Origin of the sequence: Dolichospermum compactum NIES-806 (assembly GCF_002368115.1) — a bacterium.
GTDB classification, from domain to species: domain Bacteria; phylum Cyanobacteriota; class Cyanobacteriia; order Cyanobacteriales; family Nostocaceae; genus Dolichospermum; species Dolichospermum compactum.
Genome location: NZ_AP018316.1, coordinates 3580806 through 3596581, shown reverse-complemented (window position 1 = coordinate 3596581; position 15776 = coordinate 3580806). Strand labels below are relative to the sequence as shown.

12 protein-coding genes and 1 CRISPR repeat array are annotated in these 15776 nt (G+C 36.3%); of the genes, 8 read left to right on the top strand and 4 right to left on the bottom strand.

Going from position 1 to position 15776, the window contains the following annotated elements; genetic code table 11:
- Positions 1 to 146: 146 nt before the first annotated feature.
- Positions 147 to 1284: direct repeats of the CRISPR family, unit length 36 nt; unit sequence ATTCCCACTCGCTGGGGATATTAATTGAATGGAAAC.
- 311 nt (positions 1285 to 1595) lie between these two features.
- The 7 genes from cas10 (at position 1596) to CA730_RS16890 (ending at position 12147) form a co-directional block, all read left to right on the top strand.
- Positions 1596 to 4613: a type III-B CRISPR-associated protein Cas10/Cmr2 gene (cas10, locus tag CA730_RS16920; protein ID WP_096669051.1), complete on the top strand. Its 3018-nt coding sequence runs from the start codon at positions 1596 to 1598 to the stop codon at positions 4611 to 4613.
- The gene (locus tag CA730_RS16915; protein WP_096669049.1) at positions 4613 to 5770 is read left to right on the top strand and encodes a type III-B CRISPR module-associated Cmr3 family protein; all 1158 of its coding nucleotides are present in this window, start codon (positions 4613 to 4615) and stop codon (positions 5768 to 5770) included. The genes cas10 and CA730_RS16915 overlap by 1 nt, the downstream gene beginning before the upstream one ends.
- Positions 5770 to 6561 carry a type III-B CRISPR module RAMP protein Cmr4 gene (gene cmr4 / locus CA730_RS16910; RefSeq protein ID WP_096669047.1) on the top strand — a complete coding sequence of 264 codons (792 nt, stop codon included), beginning with the start codon at positions 5770 to 5772 and terminating at the stop codon, positions 6559 to 6561. Before CA730_RS16915 ends, cmr4 begins: the two co-directional genes overlap by 1 nt.
- Positions 6562 to 6684: 123 nt before the next feature.
- Positions 6685 to 7080, top strand: a complete 396-nt coding sequence (locus CA730_RS16905; protein WP_096669046.1) for a hypothetical protein — start codon at positions 6685 to 6687, stop codon at positions 7078 to 7080.
- 4 nt (positions 7081 to 7084) lie between these two features.
- Positions 7085 to 9067, top strand: a complete 1983-nt coding sequence (cmr6, locus tag CA730_RS16900; protein ID WP_096669044.1) for a type III-B CRISPR module RAMP protein Cmr6 — start codon at positions 7085 to 7087, stop codon at positions 9065 to 9067.
- Entirely contained in the window at positions 9064 to 10590 is a 1527-nt protein-coding gene (locus CA730_RS16895; RefSeq protein WP_096669042.1) for a hypothetical protein, read from the top strand. The genes cmr6 and CA730_RS16895 overlap by 4 nt, the downstream gene beginning before the upstream one ends.
- A 165-nt stretch (positions 10591 to 10755) precedes the next feature.
- A complete protein-coding gene (locus CA730_RS16890) occupies positions 10756 to 12147 on the top strand; it encodes an amidase (protein ID WP_096669040.1) in 1392 nt (463 codons plus the stop codon).
- 105 nt (positions 12148 to 12252) lie between these two features.
- Here the strand turns inward: CA730_RS16890 and CA730_RS16885 are convergent, their stop codons facing one another.
- The 3 genes from CA730_RS16885 to CA730_RS16875 all read right to left on the bottom strand — a co-directional run bounded on the left by CA730_RS16885 (position 12253) and on the right by CA730_RS16875 (position 14200).
- Positions 12253 to 12738 carry a hypothetical protein gene (locus tag CA730_RS16885; protein ID WP_096669038.1) on the bottom strand — a complete coding sequence of 162 codons (486 nt, stop codon included), beginning with the start codon at positions 12736 to 12738 and terminating at the stop codon, positions 12253 to 12255.
- A 168-nt stretch (positions 12739 to 12906) separates the two neighbouring features.
- On the bottom strand, positions 12907 to 13200 hold the full coding sequence (locus CA730_RS16880; RefSeq protein ID WP_096669036.1) for a P-II family nitrogen regulator: 294 nt from the start codon (positions 13198 to 13200) through the stop codon (positions 12907 to 12909).
- A 4-nt stretch (positions 13201 to 13204) separates the two neighbouring features.
- Positions 13205 to 14200 carry a sodium-dependent bicarbonate transport family permease gene (locus CA730_RS16875; protein WP_096669034.1) on the bottom strand — a complete coding sequence of 332 codons (996 nt, stop codon included), beginning with the start codon at positions 14198 to 14200 and terminating at the stop codon, positions 13205 to 13207.
- Between the two features lie 376 nt (positions 14201 to 14576).
- On the opposite strand from CA730_RS16875, the gene CA730_RS16870 reads away from it, so the two are divergent.
- The gene (locus CA730_RS16870) at positions 14577 to 15503 is read left to right on the top strand and encodes a 1-aminocyclopropane-1-carboxylate deaminase/D-cysteine desulfhydrase (RefSeq protein ID WP_096669032.1); all 927 of its coding nucleotides are present in this window, start codon (positions 14577 to 14579) and stop codon (positions 15501 to 15503) included.
- On the opposite strand, the gene CA730_RS16865 is transcribed toward CA730_RS16870, so the two are convergent.
- Positions 15492 to 15752: a hypothetical protein gene (locus CA730_RS16865; protein ID WP_096669030.1), complete on the bottom strand. Its 261-nt coding sequence runs from the start codon at positions 15750 to 15752 to the stop codon at positions 15492 to 15494. The two genes, CA730_RS16870 and CA730_RS16865, sit on opposite strands and share 12 nt — an antisense overlap.
- Between the last annotated feature and the right edge of the window lie 24 nt (positions 15753 to 15776).

The following is a 15776-nucleotide window of genomic DNA, read 5'->3' as shown; positions in this document are numbered from 1 at the left end:
TTTTATGGTTGTGAACTTCGGTTGCTTATTGGATAAGGGTTACGCGGTTTTTAATGGTCGTTTTGTGGGCTGGTTGGCAGTGGTTTTTGCTGACCTTCGGAAAGTGGGTCTAGACTCTTTGCACAGTAAGGGGTTAAAATGAAGGGATTCCCACTCGCTGGGGATATTAATTGAATGGAAACTCTTAAGAAATCAACTACTTTCTTAACAGCTTTTTGAGATTCCCACTCGCTGGGGATATTAATTGAATGGAAACGATCCGCAAAAGTTGTAGGTTGTGGTTTCTGCTTTATTCCCACTCGCTGGGGATATTAATTGAATGGAAACTAACCATCGTGTTTGTCTCCTGTTTTTTTTCTTTGTTTAATTCCCACTCGCTGGGGATATTAATTGAATGGAAACTTGGTTAACTTCTGCTGCGTTGTGTTGTGCAATGGCTATTCCCACTCGCTGGGGATATTAATTGAATGGAAACTTAAGGTTGTCATAATCTGTGTCTCCTGTTTTTTCTTATTCCCACTCGCTGGGGATATTAATTGAATGGAAACTATAACCTACTTCATGATGGGTTAATCAGACTTGAATTCCCACTCGCTGGGGATATTAATTGAATGGAAACCTAAAGTTAGCAGATAAGCCAAGATCATGAATCATGCATTCCCACTCGCTGGGGATATTAATTGAATGGAAACTCAGCAGGTATCTTGACTCATAAGCATGGCTTAAAATTCCCACTCGCTGGGGATATTAATTGAATGGAAACAGCAGTAGAAGGTTTAATGACTGAAGCTGGCTTTTATTCCCACTCGCTGGGGATATTAATTGAATGGAAACATAACCTGACTTACATACTGAGAGAATTGTTTAGTCATATTCCCACTCGCTGGGGATATTAATTGAATGGAAACTTTGCTGCTTCCTTGTAGTGGAATACTATGAGCATCCTGAATTCCCACTCGCTGGGGATATTAATTGAATGGAAACGTTTTAAGTTCTTTTATTCTATGTCACGGCTATTTTATTCCCACTCGCTGGGGATATTAATTGAATGGAAACTACCCCTCAAATATTAGAAATATTTAAGGAATATGAAGATGGTATATTCCCACTCGCTGGGGATATTAATTGAATGGAAACAAGCACTTGTAGAAATGACACCACTAACCAGCATTACTATTCCCACTTGCTGGGGATATTAATTGAATGAAAACACTTTAATCCTGAAACAGATACCTATTTAGATTCAATATTCCCACTCGCTGGGGATATTAATCGAATAGAAACAGGGGAAGGAGGGGATGATCAGCAGTATATATAAATACATAATAGAGAATTTACTGATATTTTGAGAATCAGTAAATTTTAACTATCAATCAATGTTTGGTAAGGGAAACGCTGTAACTTGATAGCTGCATAAACAAGAACCCATGTCAAAGACAAAAAAATATTTGTAATAAAACTCTCAAAATGAGGAAAAGCTTACAGAGTAAGAGTTAGAGAAAACCGTACAAAAATCTTGAGATATTTTAGATTCCTAGACAAATACTGAATCCCGCTCTTATAATTCATTTATAAGCTACACAGGGAATCTACCGATGACAGCAGAATATTGGCGGGCTAAGATTTGGGGGTTATTACATGACCCTGTATTAAAAGCATTACATGACAATACAGGACGGGGTAAAAATAGCTTCTATAAACAACTAGAAGTAATGAAACCTTGGGTTGAAATTGGCAAAACCCCGGATGATTCTCGTGGTAAAGCATTAGCAAATATCCTCTTAGCAGATCATGTTGCTTCAGCAAGTGATAGATCTGCAATTGGTGGTACTACAGCCTTTGTAAATTATGCAGAAGGTAATAATCCTAACAAGGGACTAGAAATTAGACATTTATTATCTGGTGCAAAACAAAATTTAAAAGTTAATTTTCATCAGGAATTAATTAATGGTAAACGTGCAGATTTTTTATCTACAAAAGAAGAGAGATTATTAGAAATACTAGAAACAGCGCCACAAAAATTTCAAGATGAAATTCAAGATAATATTCCCAAAATTAAAGAATTATATTGGTGGCTATGGCGTTGTTTACCTAAAGTCACCTGTGATATCTATGAAGATAGTTCATTAATGTTAATGCCAGCAGAAACTAGGATTCCCGATGCTTCAATTTGGAGTCATGTAAGTATGACATCAGCCTTAGCTGGTGGTTTTGCTGGATATGATTTAACATTAGATGAAATTAAAAACTGGCCAAGAGGTAAAGCAGTTTCTCATCCTTATTTAGCAGTATTTAGTTTTAGTCCAGTACAGGAATTAATTAAATCTAGTCGCAAAATGCGGGATTTTTGGGCGGGTTCTTGGTTATTACATTATCTATCAGCCAAAGTTTGTTGGCAACTAGCCAATCAATATGGACCAGATACCTTACTTTATCCTAGTCTTTATCAACAACCATTAATAGATCATTGGTTGGTACAACAATATCGAGATTTTTCGCCATATATAAACCAACCATCACCAGAATCATTATTAACTGCTGGTTTTCCTAATGTGATAGTATTGGTATTACCAGAAGGCAAAGTACAAGCAGCAATGCAAACAGCCCAACAAACCTTGTTAAAAGAATGGTTAAAAGTGGGGGATTTAGTATTAAAAGAATTACAAAATGAACGTCATTGGATGAAAAGTTTATATCCCCATCATACCAGATGGCAAGGTTGGTTAAAATCCCAGTGGCAAACCTACTGGACAGCATTACCCATTGGTAAACCAGAAGAAGAATTTAAATTTTCTGCTAACGAAGACAAAAATCAAGAATTTGAAAACTGGTCAAAAGCACAAAATGAAACTTACAATTTAATCAATGAAAATCAGCTTTTCAAAGAAAAAGAAAAAGATTTATTACAAGAATCTTATAAAATTCGTCAACAGATATATAAAAGAGGATTTAGTGCTAATATAGGTTCATGGTGGGGTTATATTTTCGATGCTACCCGTGCTAGTTTAACAGCGGTTAAAAATGCTAGAAATTGGGAACTTCCCACAGCCTTTGGACCCCGTTCGACAATTTCTGGTATTGGTCCAGTTGTCAGTCCTGGTAATCAAGATCAAGATAAAAAAGACTGGATAACGGAAGGTGAAACCCAATATTTTTGGAAGCATAAAGCAGGGTTTTTTGATGGAAGAGAACAGTTAAATGCTACGGAGGTATTAAAGCGGGGTTTACATAAGGTTTTACCAGAATTATTAGGAGTAGATTTAGAGATATCCTATCCAGATTTAACCTCTGGAGTTGCCGGATATTTGAAAGTTAATCAAAGTAATCCTGAACATAAACGTAATTTTGAAAAAGCTTGTCAAGCCATAATTGAGAAATACCCTGATATCGAGAATACACTCACAGAAATGAGAGGTAAATGGGGTATTCCTTGGATAGATAAAAAACAGAATCTTAAAAAATACCATCCCCGTTTACTTAATGCAGGTTGGATATTAGAAGATCTACCAAATAGTGAAGCATTAAAAGCAGAATATACCGAAGGAATTAATCAAATTCTCAGTCAATGCTATCCCAACAATAACCCATCAGATTGGTATGTATTAGCAGCAGGTGATGGTGATAGTATGAGTGAATGGTTAAAGGGGACAAAAATGAAACCCTACCGCGAATATATTCCTGATGGTTTTGAGGAAAAAGTCAGAACAGCTAATTTACCATTAACTAACTTTCCAGAGTTTTTAGAAATCCAAAAACGCATGGGACCTAGTACCCACAGTGCATTAAGTCGCGCGTTATTAGACTTTTCTAATCAATTAGTTCCCTATTTGACACAAAACCGTTATGCAGGTAGATTAATTTATGGTGGAGGTGATGATGTTTTAGCCTATACGAATCTGTGGGAATGGGATAAATGGTTATGGGATATCCGTCAATGTTTTAGAGGTGCAAAAGACCCCCGTGAAGAATTTAGTAATAAGGGTGATTATTGGAAATATTTAAAAGATGATGGTGAAAAAGTTGGTTTAGTTGACCGTCCATTATTTACAATGGGAAGTGAGGCTACAATTAGTTTTGGTATCGTAATTTCCCATCATTCTGTACCCTTAGCAATAGCTTTAGAAAGCCTGTGGGAAGCGGAAGACGCAGCGAAAAAACACGAATATCATCATAGTTGCCTCATACCAACTGAAAAACATGGAGAAAAAGCCTGTTTTAATAAAAAAGACGCTGTACAAGTGCGGGTACTTTACGGAAACGGTAATACCTTAAAATCTACTGCTAAATTCGATGTTTTTTCTGAATGGCAGCAATTAATCACAAATGATTTAGAAAGTGCGATATTTGAACAAGCTGCGAGTTTATGGAGTCAACACCCCGCACCGAGTTTAGAAGCTATTGTACCTTGGACAAAAGCATTTTGCGATCGCCGTGACCAATTCCAAAATGATGAAGATGTGAAAACAAAGTTTCAAAAACAGTTAGCAAACTTTTTAACAGCATTGTTTATTACTACCGAAACCAAACAACTAGATAATGAAATTCAAAGTTGGTTAAAACTAGCGGCATTTGTCAAACGTAACCGTGATATAAAAGTAGGAGGTGAGAATTAATGAATTGGTACAAACTCACACCATTAGATATTTTAATGTTAAGAGATGCTAAACCATTTTCACCACAGGAAAGGGCATGGGCTGGTAGTATATTTCCTCCTAATGGTCATACTATAGCTGGTGCATTTAGGGGAATATTGGGGGAAAGGAAAGACTTTAAAATTTTCGGTCCATTCCTTTGTTATCAAAACACAGAAAATACCCTATATCTTCCCCGTCCTTTAGGTTTTGTGAAATCTGTACCCCTTGTCCCTTTAACTTGGGAAACAGAATCTTATATCAATAATGCCTTATGGGATAAAACTCAACCTTGTCCATTAGTTAAACCTCATAATAAAAAAAATGATGATGAAGATGATGATTTGGTTAAAGGCAATGGATTAGAAACAAAATTCAGACAATATTTACCATCCTGTGTTGTTAAGGAATATTTAAAAACCGGGGAAATAGATAAAAATGATTGGAACATAATTAAAGATAGTCATGAAGATAAACCTTGGCAAGAAGAAACCCGTTCTCATAATAGTATTGAACCGGGAACAAAACAAGTCAAAGATGCCGATGGTTACTTTGTAGAAAATGCTATTAGACTACATCAAAATTGGAGTTTTGCCATAGGCATTAATCACGAAATTACAACACCTGCGACAATCAGATTGGGAGGAGAAGGACACAGGGTCATAGTAGAATCTTGTCCAGAATTGGGGGAACAATGGCAAGAATTACAAAATATTTCAGATAGTAATTTTCAAGCTGATACCAAATCAATAGCTTATCTAGTTACTCCTGGAGTTTTTGAAAGACCGCACACAAATAAGCATAATCAAAAAGTTTCCTTATGTCGTCCTTATCCCTGGGAATGGAAACTCAAAGACGGTATTTTTGTGAGTATGTCCACAGATAAACCAGTACCAATTAGTTGTAGAATTAGGGAGAAAGAAGACAATACAAAAAGCATTACAAAAAGCATTACTGCACCCCAAGTTTTTGCTGCACCACCGGGGACATTGTACTACTTGGAAAAACCTCAAGGGTTGTTTCAGGATACAGAAATTTTACCAAATTATAAAAAAAACCGTGTAAACAATTGGCGACAATTGGGTTATTCAGAAATGTTGTGGATTAAATATCAAGGAAAAAGTGAGGAGAAATCATAATGGAATACATTTATTTATATCTACTTTCACCATTACATACAGGTGGCACAACTCAGGAAGGTAATTTATTAGGAATTGCCCGTGAATCTCATACTAATTTACCCTATATTCCTTCTAGTACAGTTCGTGGTAAAGTCCGTTCACTAGCTACAGATAAAGACCAAAAATATCAACTATTTGGCAATGATTTACAAGATGGACAACTAGAACAGGGTAATATTTGGATTGGTGACGCTTCTATATTATGGTTGCCAGTACCATCATTAAGTCATAGTGTAGTTTGGGTTAGTTGTCCCCTTTTATTACAACGTTGGCAACGTTTACAAGGAGGTAAATTACCCATACCTGTAGAATACAGTTGTAACTTTAATAATAATTCTCCGGTTTATTTAAAGGATGCAATTATCCCAAAAAATCAATTACAACCAGGACAAAATTTACAACAATTTGTACCAAAAGGTGATGCTACAGTTTCTATAAATCGGTTATTGGTTTTACCTGATAAACACTGTGCCACATTAATTCAAATGAGTTTATGGAGACAGGTAAAAATTAAACTCGATGAACATAAATCTGTAAATGGTGGTTTCCGTTATGAGGAAGCAATTCCACCCGATACATTAATGTATTTACCTTGGGGAATTACATCACAAGCTAATGGAAAATCACAACAATCCTATCAAGATTTTAAAACTTTATTAGCAGACAAGGAAATATTACAAATTGGCGGACAAGAAAGTTTAGGACGGGGTTTTGTGCAACAGTGGATGTCAACTGCTAAAGAGAATTAGAAAATTTGTCTGATAGCAAAGCGTGGCGTAAGCCATATCAGGATGTCCAGGATGAAAACGATAATTTCCTGTGTAAAAAAGATTTTTAGTCTGTAAAAGTGTAGTCAGAAAAAGGAAATTAATATGACATTTGACCCTAGAACCATTGCCACACCAACTTATGACGCTTTAAATAATTTACGCAATTTACACCGTCAAGATGACACTCGTTTAAAACAACAAAAAAGTCAAGCAGTGGAACTTTATACCTATCTTTCTACTTGGGGAATAATGCGATTAAAAGCCGAGGAAATGGCATTACCTGATGGCATGATGGGTAAAAGACAAGTAGTACAAAAATTCTTTGAATGTTTGCAAACTATTTCAGAAACACAAAATTTATCTGGACAACAAGGTTTAACAACACTAAAAAATCTTAACACAGATGAATATTTAGGTATCACAGGTTTGGGATTAGCTTTAGCACAAGAATTTAGTTTTTGGGCTACTGCAATTTACGCAGGTATTGAAGGAGAATAAAATTATGGTATTTGAAAGACCTCAAACCAATCAACCTAGAAGACCTCAACCACCTGCACCTACCACACCAGATGTAAACAGACCCAGAAAAGTAATTAACGTTCCTGTGGGTGATAATGGTCGCGGCAATGGTAATCCTGGTGGTCATGGTGGTGGTAATAATCAGCCTCCTATCCCGTCTCCCTGGTTGAATCCAGATAACCCACCTCAACCACATCCAGAAGCCAGTTTTGTAGAATATCTCCGTTGGATGCGAACTGCTTGCAGCAGCGCTTCGCTATCGCCCAATCATGATTATAAAGACTCCACTAAGGTACAAATATTACAAATGGCCGAACAAGGGTCAAAATATTCCCAGCGATTACAACAACTAACAAAACGTACTGAATTAATAGCCCAAAAAAGTTTTAAAGTTCAATGTCCTTGGAGAATTAGAGTAGGAGGACATAGAGGACCAGAAAGTATTTTATTACCCGCTTTTGATGCTTTGGGTATTCCTTATATTCCCTCTAGCAGCTTACGGGGTGTAGCCAGAACCCAAGCCATTAGGGAAATCATGGCTAAAGACAAGATTGAATGGCAAGAAGCAGAAAAACAAATTGCCTCCTATTTTGGTTCAGTAGAAACTCAAGATAAAGCCAATCAAGCGGGTAAAGTTGTATTCTTAGACGCTTATCCTTTACCGAATCAAAATCAAAATGTATTAGCTGTGGATATAGCTAATAATATTTGGCAATGGGATAATAATTCAGCCAATAATACACCTAAATATAGCCCCAATCCTAACCCATTTTTCAGTTTAGAAAAGCCCATGTTTGTGATTGGGTTAAGATTAGCTAGTAACTGCCAGGATAACGATATATTAGAACAAGTCAAACAGTGGTTAATCAAAGGTTTACAAGCTGGTGTAGGTTCTCAAGTTAACACTGGTTATGGTCAATTAAATCCCGCAGGAAAACTTGAGAAGAATCATGAATTCTTTAGAGTTGAATTTGTTATAGAAGGCCAGTTAATACATGGTAGACAGAGGTTTAGAAATGTTAACCAACCTTATCAAAGGGGAAATGATGGTAGATTTAGAACTGATAATAATGGTAAGTTAAGAACTGACAATATAGCTACTTCAGAAGTCCGCCCGGTAGCCTTTAAATCAATGTTACGTTATTGGTTTAGAACCTTTGCATTAGGGGTTTTAGAACCTACACAAGTTCAAGAATGGGAAAATAAAATCTTTGGAGGGATCAATCCTAGTAAACAATATGGCTGGTTAATGGTCAGAGTATTAGAAGGAAAAACTATTAGAGATAATGCTACAAATCAAAACGATGATTTTGGTGAACAATCAGGAATACTCACATTAAACTATTCACCGGAAATTCCCCAGTCTCAAAAACAGAACTTAGAGAAATTAATAAAAAATCTCACCTGGTTAATGTTTCATTTGGGTGGTATTGGTCAAGGTGCAAGAAGACCATTATATTCTCGAAAAAATCGTAATCCTCCCCGTCCTCCTTGGTATCGTGGCTGTAATTTAATTACTGAAAGTGATGATAATTTTTGGACATTACCAGATAATACTAAACAATTTCAAGAATTATTCAAAACTAAAATCAGGAATTTTTATGAAGCATTACAAACCTTAGGTGTTAATTTTAATTCTGGACAATTAAGAACTTGTGGAATAGTTAGAAATAACCAATGGACAGAAGCAATAGACGCAAATTGTCGCATATTTGTATGTTCTGGAGACGAAAAATTCGGTAAATCTTATGCCCTATCAGTTTTACATAGTGATGAACTAAAATTTAATAATAATTATGACGGTAATCTTTGCGGTAAAACTCAAGGTAATAAGGTTATTCCTTCCCCTGTATGGATTGCAAATTTAGGAAATTACCAAGTAGTAACAGTATTTGGTGCTAATGAAAATCCACGCCGAAAATATTTAGAAACATTACAAAGTAAAGTTCAAATCTTCCCACTATGACAACAACAAATAACACAAATCAAGTTAGCACCCTCATCATTACCATAGGAACTCGACAAATAGGCTGGCGGTGTAAAGATGGTCTTATCCGTTCCTTTGGTGCAGATGGTAATATTAGTTATCCTCCACATATCAACGAACTCTATCAAGAACTAGGAATAGAACGGGGTAAACATCAAGACCAAGATCGTAAAACCTATCCCTGGAGTGGTCGAGATTTAGGTCAAAGATATTATGATTACTGTCAAGTATGGTTAGGTGGTGATTTTAGTAATGTCGAATTATTGTTAGATAAAACTGTCATTGAAGGAGGAGTAAAACAAGGCTTAAAACATATTATCCTATGGGGAACAGACCAACCGGAAAGTATTACCTGGAACTTTCGCCGATTAGATACTTTATGGTTAGCAGAATTAATGAAAGGAAAAATTAAAAGTTTATTCCCTGATATTAGAGTTGATGTTCACGCCCCAAAAATTAATGCTGGTAATAGTGATGAAATTCGAGAAGAATTAGAACACCTGGTTTTGAAAGAAGCTATCAATGCTAACAAAAATCAAGAGTTTGTTCTCTGGATTCAAACTAAAGGATGTACCCCTGTAATTGCTTCTAATGTAGAAATTTGTGCAGCAGCTTTAGTCCGTCAATATAAAGTATTTAATGCTAGTCCCGATGAACCAAAGGAATTTTTTACCACCTTAGAAAATGGTTTAGTTACTGCTAATCATTCCCAGAATTTTCAACTTATTACTATGAGTAAATATTTCTGGGCGTTAGAAAAAGTAAAGATTAAATCAGCTTGGGAAAGAGGGGATTTTTCGGAAGCCCAAATTTGGCTAAAAGTTCATGAAAGTCGTCATTCAGTATTATATAAATTAGCTGGTTTTTTAGCACAATATAGTAACTGGGAATCTAATCATGATTTTCACCAAAAACTCAAAGATTGGATAGGTTGTAATGATGTTAGTAAAATAACTGATTCAGAAAAAATCATCAATTGGAAAAATCAAATCCAAAAAATACAGACTGATAATCTTAGCAAACTTTGGGAATCAACAATTATCTTAGAACTTTCTCTAAACCGAGAAAATTACACCACTGCATTTATTCAGTTTGTCCAACTTTTAGAACAATTATTGTATATTCAATCAACAGCCCAAAATTGGACTGCTAAAGGTTGGATAGTAAGTAATAAAGATGAACCAAGTCTAGCAGAATTAATGCAAGGTTGGTGTATTTACAATAAATTCAAAGAAGATAATAAATGGTCAAAATTAATGGCCGATATTAGGAAAAAGCGCAACACAATTATTCATGATGGCGAATCTATAACTTCAACGAAAATTGGCTATCTTTGGGCTAACAATGGATTTGACGGAGTTAAGATACCAACAACACCACAAATCATTAAAAAGCTGATGATGGAACTACTCAAGAAAGTTAGCACTCCCCCCAATCTCAACAATCTATTAATGCGTTCTTTGTATCACTGGGGATTGCAATACTTAGAAGATACAATTTAACCAATAATTGAGCGATCGCCCATACATCAGAGCCAAACAGTTAACAGTTGGGAAAATAGGCATTTTCAACCTTCACCTAAAGCATCTTTTTTTTGACTGAAGCTCTAAACTGGTGAAAATGAGTGTCAACACTCATTACCTGTTCCCTTTTTGCAACAAGTTAAAATGAATAGCAATGATTTAGCTTTTACTCCGGCTTTAGAGTTAGCACAATTAATCCGTCTACGGGAAGTGTCGCCGCTGGAGTTGGTGGAAGTATATTTGGAAAGAATTGAACGCTTGAATCCCCAATTGGGGAGTTATTTTACAGTTACGGCAGATTTAGCGATCGCTGATGCTACAAATAAAACGGAATTACTGACGACCATTTCCGAATTACCGCCGTTTTTTGGTGTGCCAATTTCTATTAAAGACTTAAGTGCAGTTGCAGGTGTTACTTGTACTTATGGAAATCCAGCGCTGTTGAACAATATTGCCAATCATGATGATGGCGTGGTGACGAAAATTAAACAAGCGGGATTTATTATTCTGGGTAAAACCGCAACTTCCGAATTAGGTTCTTATCCTTACAGCGAACCTATGGGATTTCCCCCAGCAAGAAACCCTTGGAATTTAGAATATACTCCGGGTGGTTCTAGTGGTGGTGCAGCGGCATCGGTAGCAGCAGGATTAAGTGCGATCGCTCAAGGTTCAGATGGTGGTGGTTCGGTGCGTGGTCCGGCGGCTTGTTGTGGTGTTGTGGGCATCAAACCAGCCAGGGGAAGAGTTTCTAAAGCCCCTGTAGGCGATCGCTTGGGGGGCATCGCTGTTGATGGTCCCCTTGCCCGCACAGTGGCGGATGCAGCCGCTATGTTAGATGTCATCTCTGGCTACGTTACTGGTGATCCTTATTGGCTACCAGATCCCCAACCATCATTTCTGTCTGCAACTCAATTTAAATTAGATCCTTTAAAAATTGCCTTTAGTACCAATATTCTTCCTTTTGGAGAAGCTGACGCTAACTGTCAACAAGGAGTATTAAAAACAGTTGAATTACTAGCACAATTTGGACATCAAGTTGAGGAAAAATATCCAGATTTTAGCAGTTTAATCGAACCATTTAAAGTAGTTTGGCAAGCAGGAATAGCAGCAGCGGGAATCCCGTCACCAGCTTTGCAACCTTTGAACCAGTGGTTATTCGCAAAAAATGGTTCTGTTGCTGAATATCTGCAAGCACTTTCCCAAATGCAAATTGTCTCTCGGCAAATTATCGCATTTTTTGATACTGTGGATGTGTTGGTATTACCAGTCTATCTCCATTCTCCCATTCGCGTCGGTGAATGGGCAGATTTGAGTCCAGAAGAGACATTCGCCAAAATTGTCCACTGGGTCGCGCCTTGTCCTGTCGCAAATGCTACTGGATTACCTGCGATCGCTCTTCCCGTCGGTTTTGATAGCAATGGTTTACCCCTGAGTGTACAGCTAATTGGTAAACCTGCGGCTGAATCTACCCTCATTAGTCTAGCAGCCCAACTAGAAGCCGCTAACCCTTGGATTCAACATCAGCCAGCACTTTAGGAGGTAGGGGCGCAGGGCCTGCGCCCAAAATATCGCCATATTCAATCCTGTTAATCCTTCAATCCTGAGCATCCTGATATGGCTTGCGCCACGCTATCAGACATATTAATTAGCCAGTTTTGCCTGTTCACGAGCATCAACAACCAAAACCAAACAAAGCGCTGCAACTGCTTTTTCCCATTCTTGACGCACCTTCACATCTTCCACACCATCAAACAAACCTACCAACCGGGGAACAGCCTGTTCTAAAGCTGCATGGGGAACGGGACGATGTAATTCAACCAAATGATTGATACTTTCCTGATTATTCAGAAAACCAACTACCCATTTTGTTGTATGGTCTGGACTATCAGGAACATTCTGGACACCTAATTCATTTTTTAGCCAATCATAAAAAAGTGGTAAATGTTCAGCTAAAACTGCACCGGCTGTGGGTAAGGTTTTTTTGAGTAAGCTAATATCTAAACTATCTAACTCTTGTTTCAAAGCCGGTGAATTTAGCACCTCCTTTAACGGTGTGGAAAGTATTGTTTCTATTTCCGATTCCGAAAAATCTAAATTTTGAGTGAAAGTTGCAATTAAAGGTTTCATTTTGTATACTCCAGAGATAATTCTCTAAGCTGCACAATGATTATAGTAATGTTAATATTACAACCTATTACGGGGTAATCCTGCATCTATTTCCCTTGTACTGGAGCATTCGCCAAAATTCATCAAAAAATTAGATTTTATTTGCTAATTGTTATTTACAAAAGTTAATTAATCTACGATTGATTTAACATCAGCAGCAATACATACACCACCATATTTTTTGATGACTGGTCGAACAGCTTCAGCTATTTGCCGTTCTTGTTCTTCATTGCAAATAGTCATTACATAACCATTGGTAAGTGCATGACCTTCTAAATCGTCAATAACTCGACCTCTGTATCCCTTACCTGTAACATCCTCAATAATTGTATATCCAGAAACACCTATATGATCTAGAATTTTCAACACCTTTTGTAGTTCTAAGGAATTGATAATTATTTCGACTTTTTTAACAACTTGCACCTGGTTATACTCCTATTGTCTTGATAATGTTGAAATACAAAGGTATACCAACAATAATATTAAACGGAAAGGTGATAGCTAAAGCCATAGATACATATAAACTAGGGTTAGCTTCAGGGACAGTCATTCGCATTGCTGCCGGTACGGCAATATAAGAAGCACTAGCACAAAGTACGGCAAACAAAAGAGCATTTCCTTCAGACATCCCAATTAATTTACTGATAAAGATACCAATAATGGCATTAAATACAGGCATAATAACGCCAAAAGCAATTAGGAAAAGACCTGTACTTCTCAATTCTTTGATTCTTCTAGCAGCTACCATACCCATATCTAATAGAAAGAATGATAGCACTCCATAGAATATATCTTGGGTAAATGGATGTAATTTTTCCCAACCCTTTTCTCCTGTAAGAATTCCCACTATCACACTACCAATGAGGAGAAATACAGAACCATTTAAAAAGGCTTCTCTTAACACTTCACCCCAAGAAAATTTTTCTTCCTCTACTTTTCCTTCTTTTGTTTCCAACTGACTTTTAGCAAAGAATCTCACTAAGACAATTCCCACAATAATTGCTGGAGATTCCATGATTGCTAAAGCAGCTACCATGTGTCCACTAGAATCAATATTGAGAACTTTGAGAAAAGATTGAGCCGTAATAAAAGTAACGGCACTAATAGAACCATAGGTTGCAGCAATAGCCGCTGCATTATAGGTATCCAGTTTCAGTCTTAAAATGAAAAATGAGTAAATAGGAACAACAGAAGCGATGAATATAGCCGCTAACAGAGTGAGGACAACTTCTGGATTAATGGCACTTTCTTCAATTTCATATCCACCCTTAAAACCAATTGCGAGTAACAGATAAAGAGAAAATAATTTGGGTAATGGTTGGGGAATTTCCAAATCAGATTGCAGAAAAATCGCCAGCATTCCTAAAAAGAAAAATAACACTGGCGGGTTTAAAATGTTAGACAATAAAAGGCTAGAATTCATTTTTTATTAATTTGATTCTGAGTTCGTAATTTTATATTTCAGGCTTAACTTTTAAATATACCTGTTGATATAGTATTTTGTAAATGGGTAGCATAATTAGTAATAATTTTAACTGTGTGAACTTCGTTCGCGTAGTAGCGTTTATAAAGTGTACCAAGGACATATTGATATTCGCAAAAAAAATTCCGATATCCTTGAGGACTTATTTAAGGAAGCAGGAATCAGTATATATAAAACTCTGAAACTTTAATATCTTAATAATAAACTTTTGCAGTTCTTCGGTGATTAAATCAAAAAGTTTAGCCATAATTGGTGGATATTTTTTGTAACCTTAGTATTTTATACTATTCTCATAAAGAAGAACTTTTTTTGGGAAATGCCGTCAAAATTTTTTCCTCCACTTATTCAACAAATTAATAGTGAAATTGGTGATAATGCAGGTGTTAAGTTATATGTCTTACGCTTGGATCTCATGCACCCCCAAATTAACGGTAATAAATGGTTTAAGCTGAAATATAACTTGGTAGAAGCTAAGGAGAAAAATTTATCCACAATCCTTACCTTTGGTGGTGCTTATTCTAATCATATTTATGCTACCGCAGCCGCAGGAAATCTGTTGGGTTTCCGCACTATTGGCTTAATTCGTGGAGAAGAAAATATCCCTCTCAATCCTACTTTACAATTTGCAGTAGCACAGGGAATGGAATTAGTATATATTGATCGTCAAACATATAAAAAACGTCATACAGAACAATTACAAAATCAATTAAAACAGCAATTTGGAGAAGTATTTATGATTCCTGAAGGAGGTTGTAACTTAAATGGTTTGCGCGGTTGTATAGAGATATTACAAACAGTGAGAGGATTTAATACTATCTGTTTGGCTTGCGGGACAGGAACAACATTAGCAGGAATGACACTATCATTAAGTCAAGAACAAAAAGTAATTGGTTTTCCTGTTTTGAAAGGTGGTGATTTTCTCAACGAAGATATCAATAACTTATTAACAAATTATCTAGCTTCTGGTTTACCAACACCTGTTAATACTCCTGCACCTTGGCAACTTGTATCTGATTATCATTTTGGTGGTTATGCTAAGGTAACTAATAAATTAAAGCTATTTTGTCAAGATTTCCAACAACAACATGACATACCTTTAGATTATGTATACACGGGAAAAATGTTTTATGGAGTTATGGATTTAATCACTCAAGGGTTTTTTCAATCGGAATCTTTGCTATTAATCCATACAGGAGGTTTACAAGGTAATCAAGATGAAAAAATATCTAAATTAAGCGTGTAAATTAGCCTGTTGTTGTAACCAAGGATCTACAGGTTGTCCGTCTTTACGTTTGAGTTCTATTTCTATTACCATGACTTCTTTAGAACCAGGAGGTGCGGGTTTTTTGTGGAAGAGAATTTCAAAATCTAAGGGGTTTTGATTATGTTCTTTTAACCAATCTTGAACTTTTGTCAAGGCAAAAAATGATTGTCCTTGAGCAAACATTTGAGTAATTTGCATTTGTAATGTGTAGGGATTAATGCGACTCATTTTTATTGACTCCTTTGGTATTTA

Excerpts from the sequence above, each read along its gene's own strand:
- cas10 (WP_096669051.1), top strand. The coding sequence starts at position 1,596 with ATGACAGCAGAATATTGGCGGGCTAAGATTTGGGGGTTATTACATGAC.
- CA730_RS16890 (WP_096669040.1), top strand. The coding sequence starts at position 10,756 with ATGAATAGCAATGATTTAGCTTTTACTCCGGCTTTAGAGTTAGCACAA.
- CA730_RS16895 (WP_096669042.1), top strand. The coding sequence starts at position 9,064 with ATGACAACAACAAATAACACAAATCAAGTTAGCACCCTCATCATTACC.
- CA730_RS16915 (WP_096669049.1), top strand. The coding sequence starts at position 4,613 with ATGAATTGGTACAAACTCACACCATTAGATATTTTAATGTTAAGAGAT.
- CA730_RS16885 (WP_096669038.1), bottom strand. The coding sequence starts at position 12,738 with ATGAAACCTTTAATTGCAACTTTCACTCAAAATTTAGATTTTTCGGAA.
- CA730_RS16870 (WP_096669032.1), top strand. The coding sequence starts at position 14,577 with ATGCCGTCAAAATTTTTTCCTCCACTTATTCAACAAATTAATAGTGAA.
- cmr4 (WP_096669047.1), top strand. The coding sequence starts at position 5,770 with ATGGAATACATTTATTTATATCTACTTTCACCATTACATACAGGTGGC.
- cmr6 (WP_096669044.1), top strand. The coding sequence starts at position 7,085 with ATGGTATTTGAAAGACCTCAAACCAATCAACCTAGAAGACCTCAACCA.
- CA730_RS16865 (WP_096669030.1), bottom strand. The coding sequence starts at position 15,752 with ATGAGTCGCATTAATCCCTACACATTACAAATGCAAATTACTCAAATG.
- CA730_RS16875 (WP_096669034.1), bottom strand. The coding sequence starts at position 14,200 with ATGAATTCTAGCCTTTTATTGTCTAACATTTTAAACCCGCCAGTGTTA.
- CA730_RS16905 (WP_096669046.1), top strand. The coding sequence starts at position 6,685 with ATGACATTTGACCCTAGAACCATTGCCACACCAACTTATGACGCTTTA.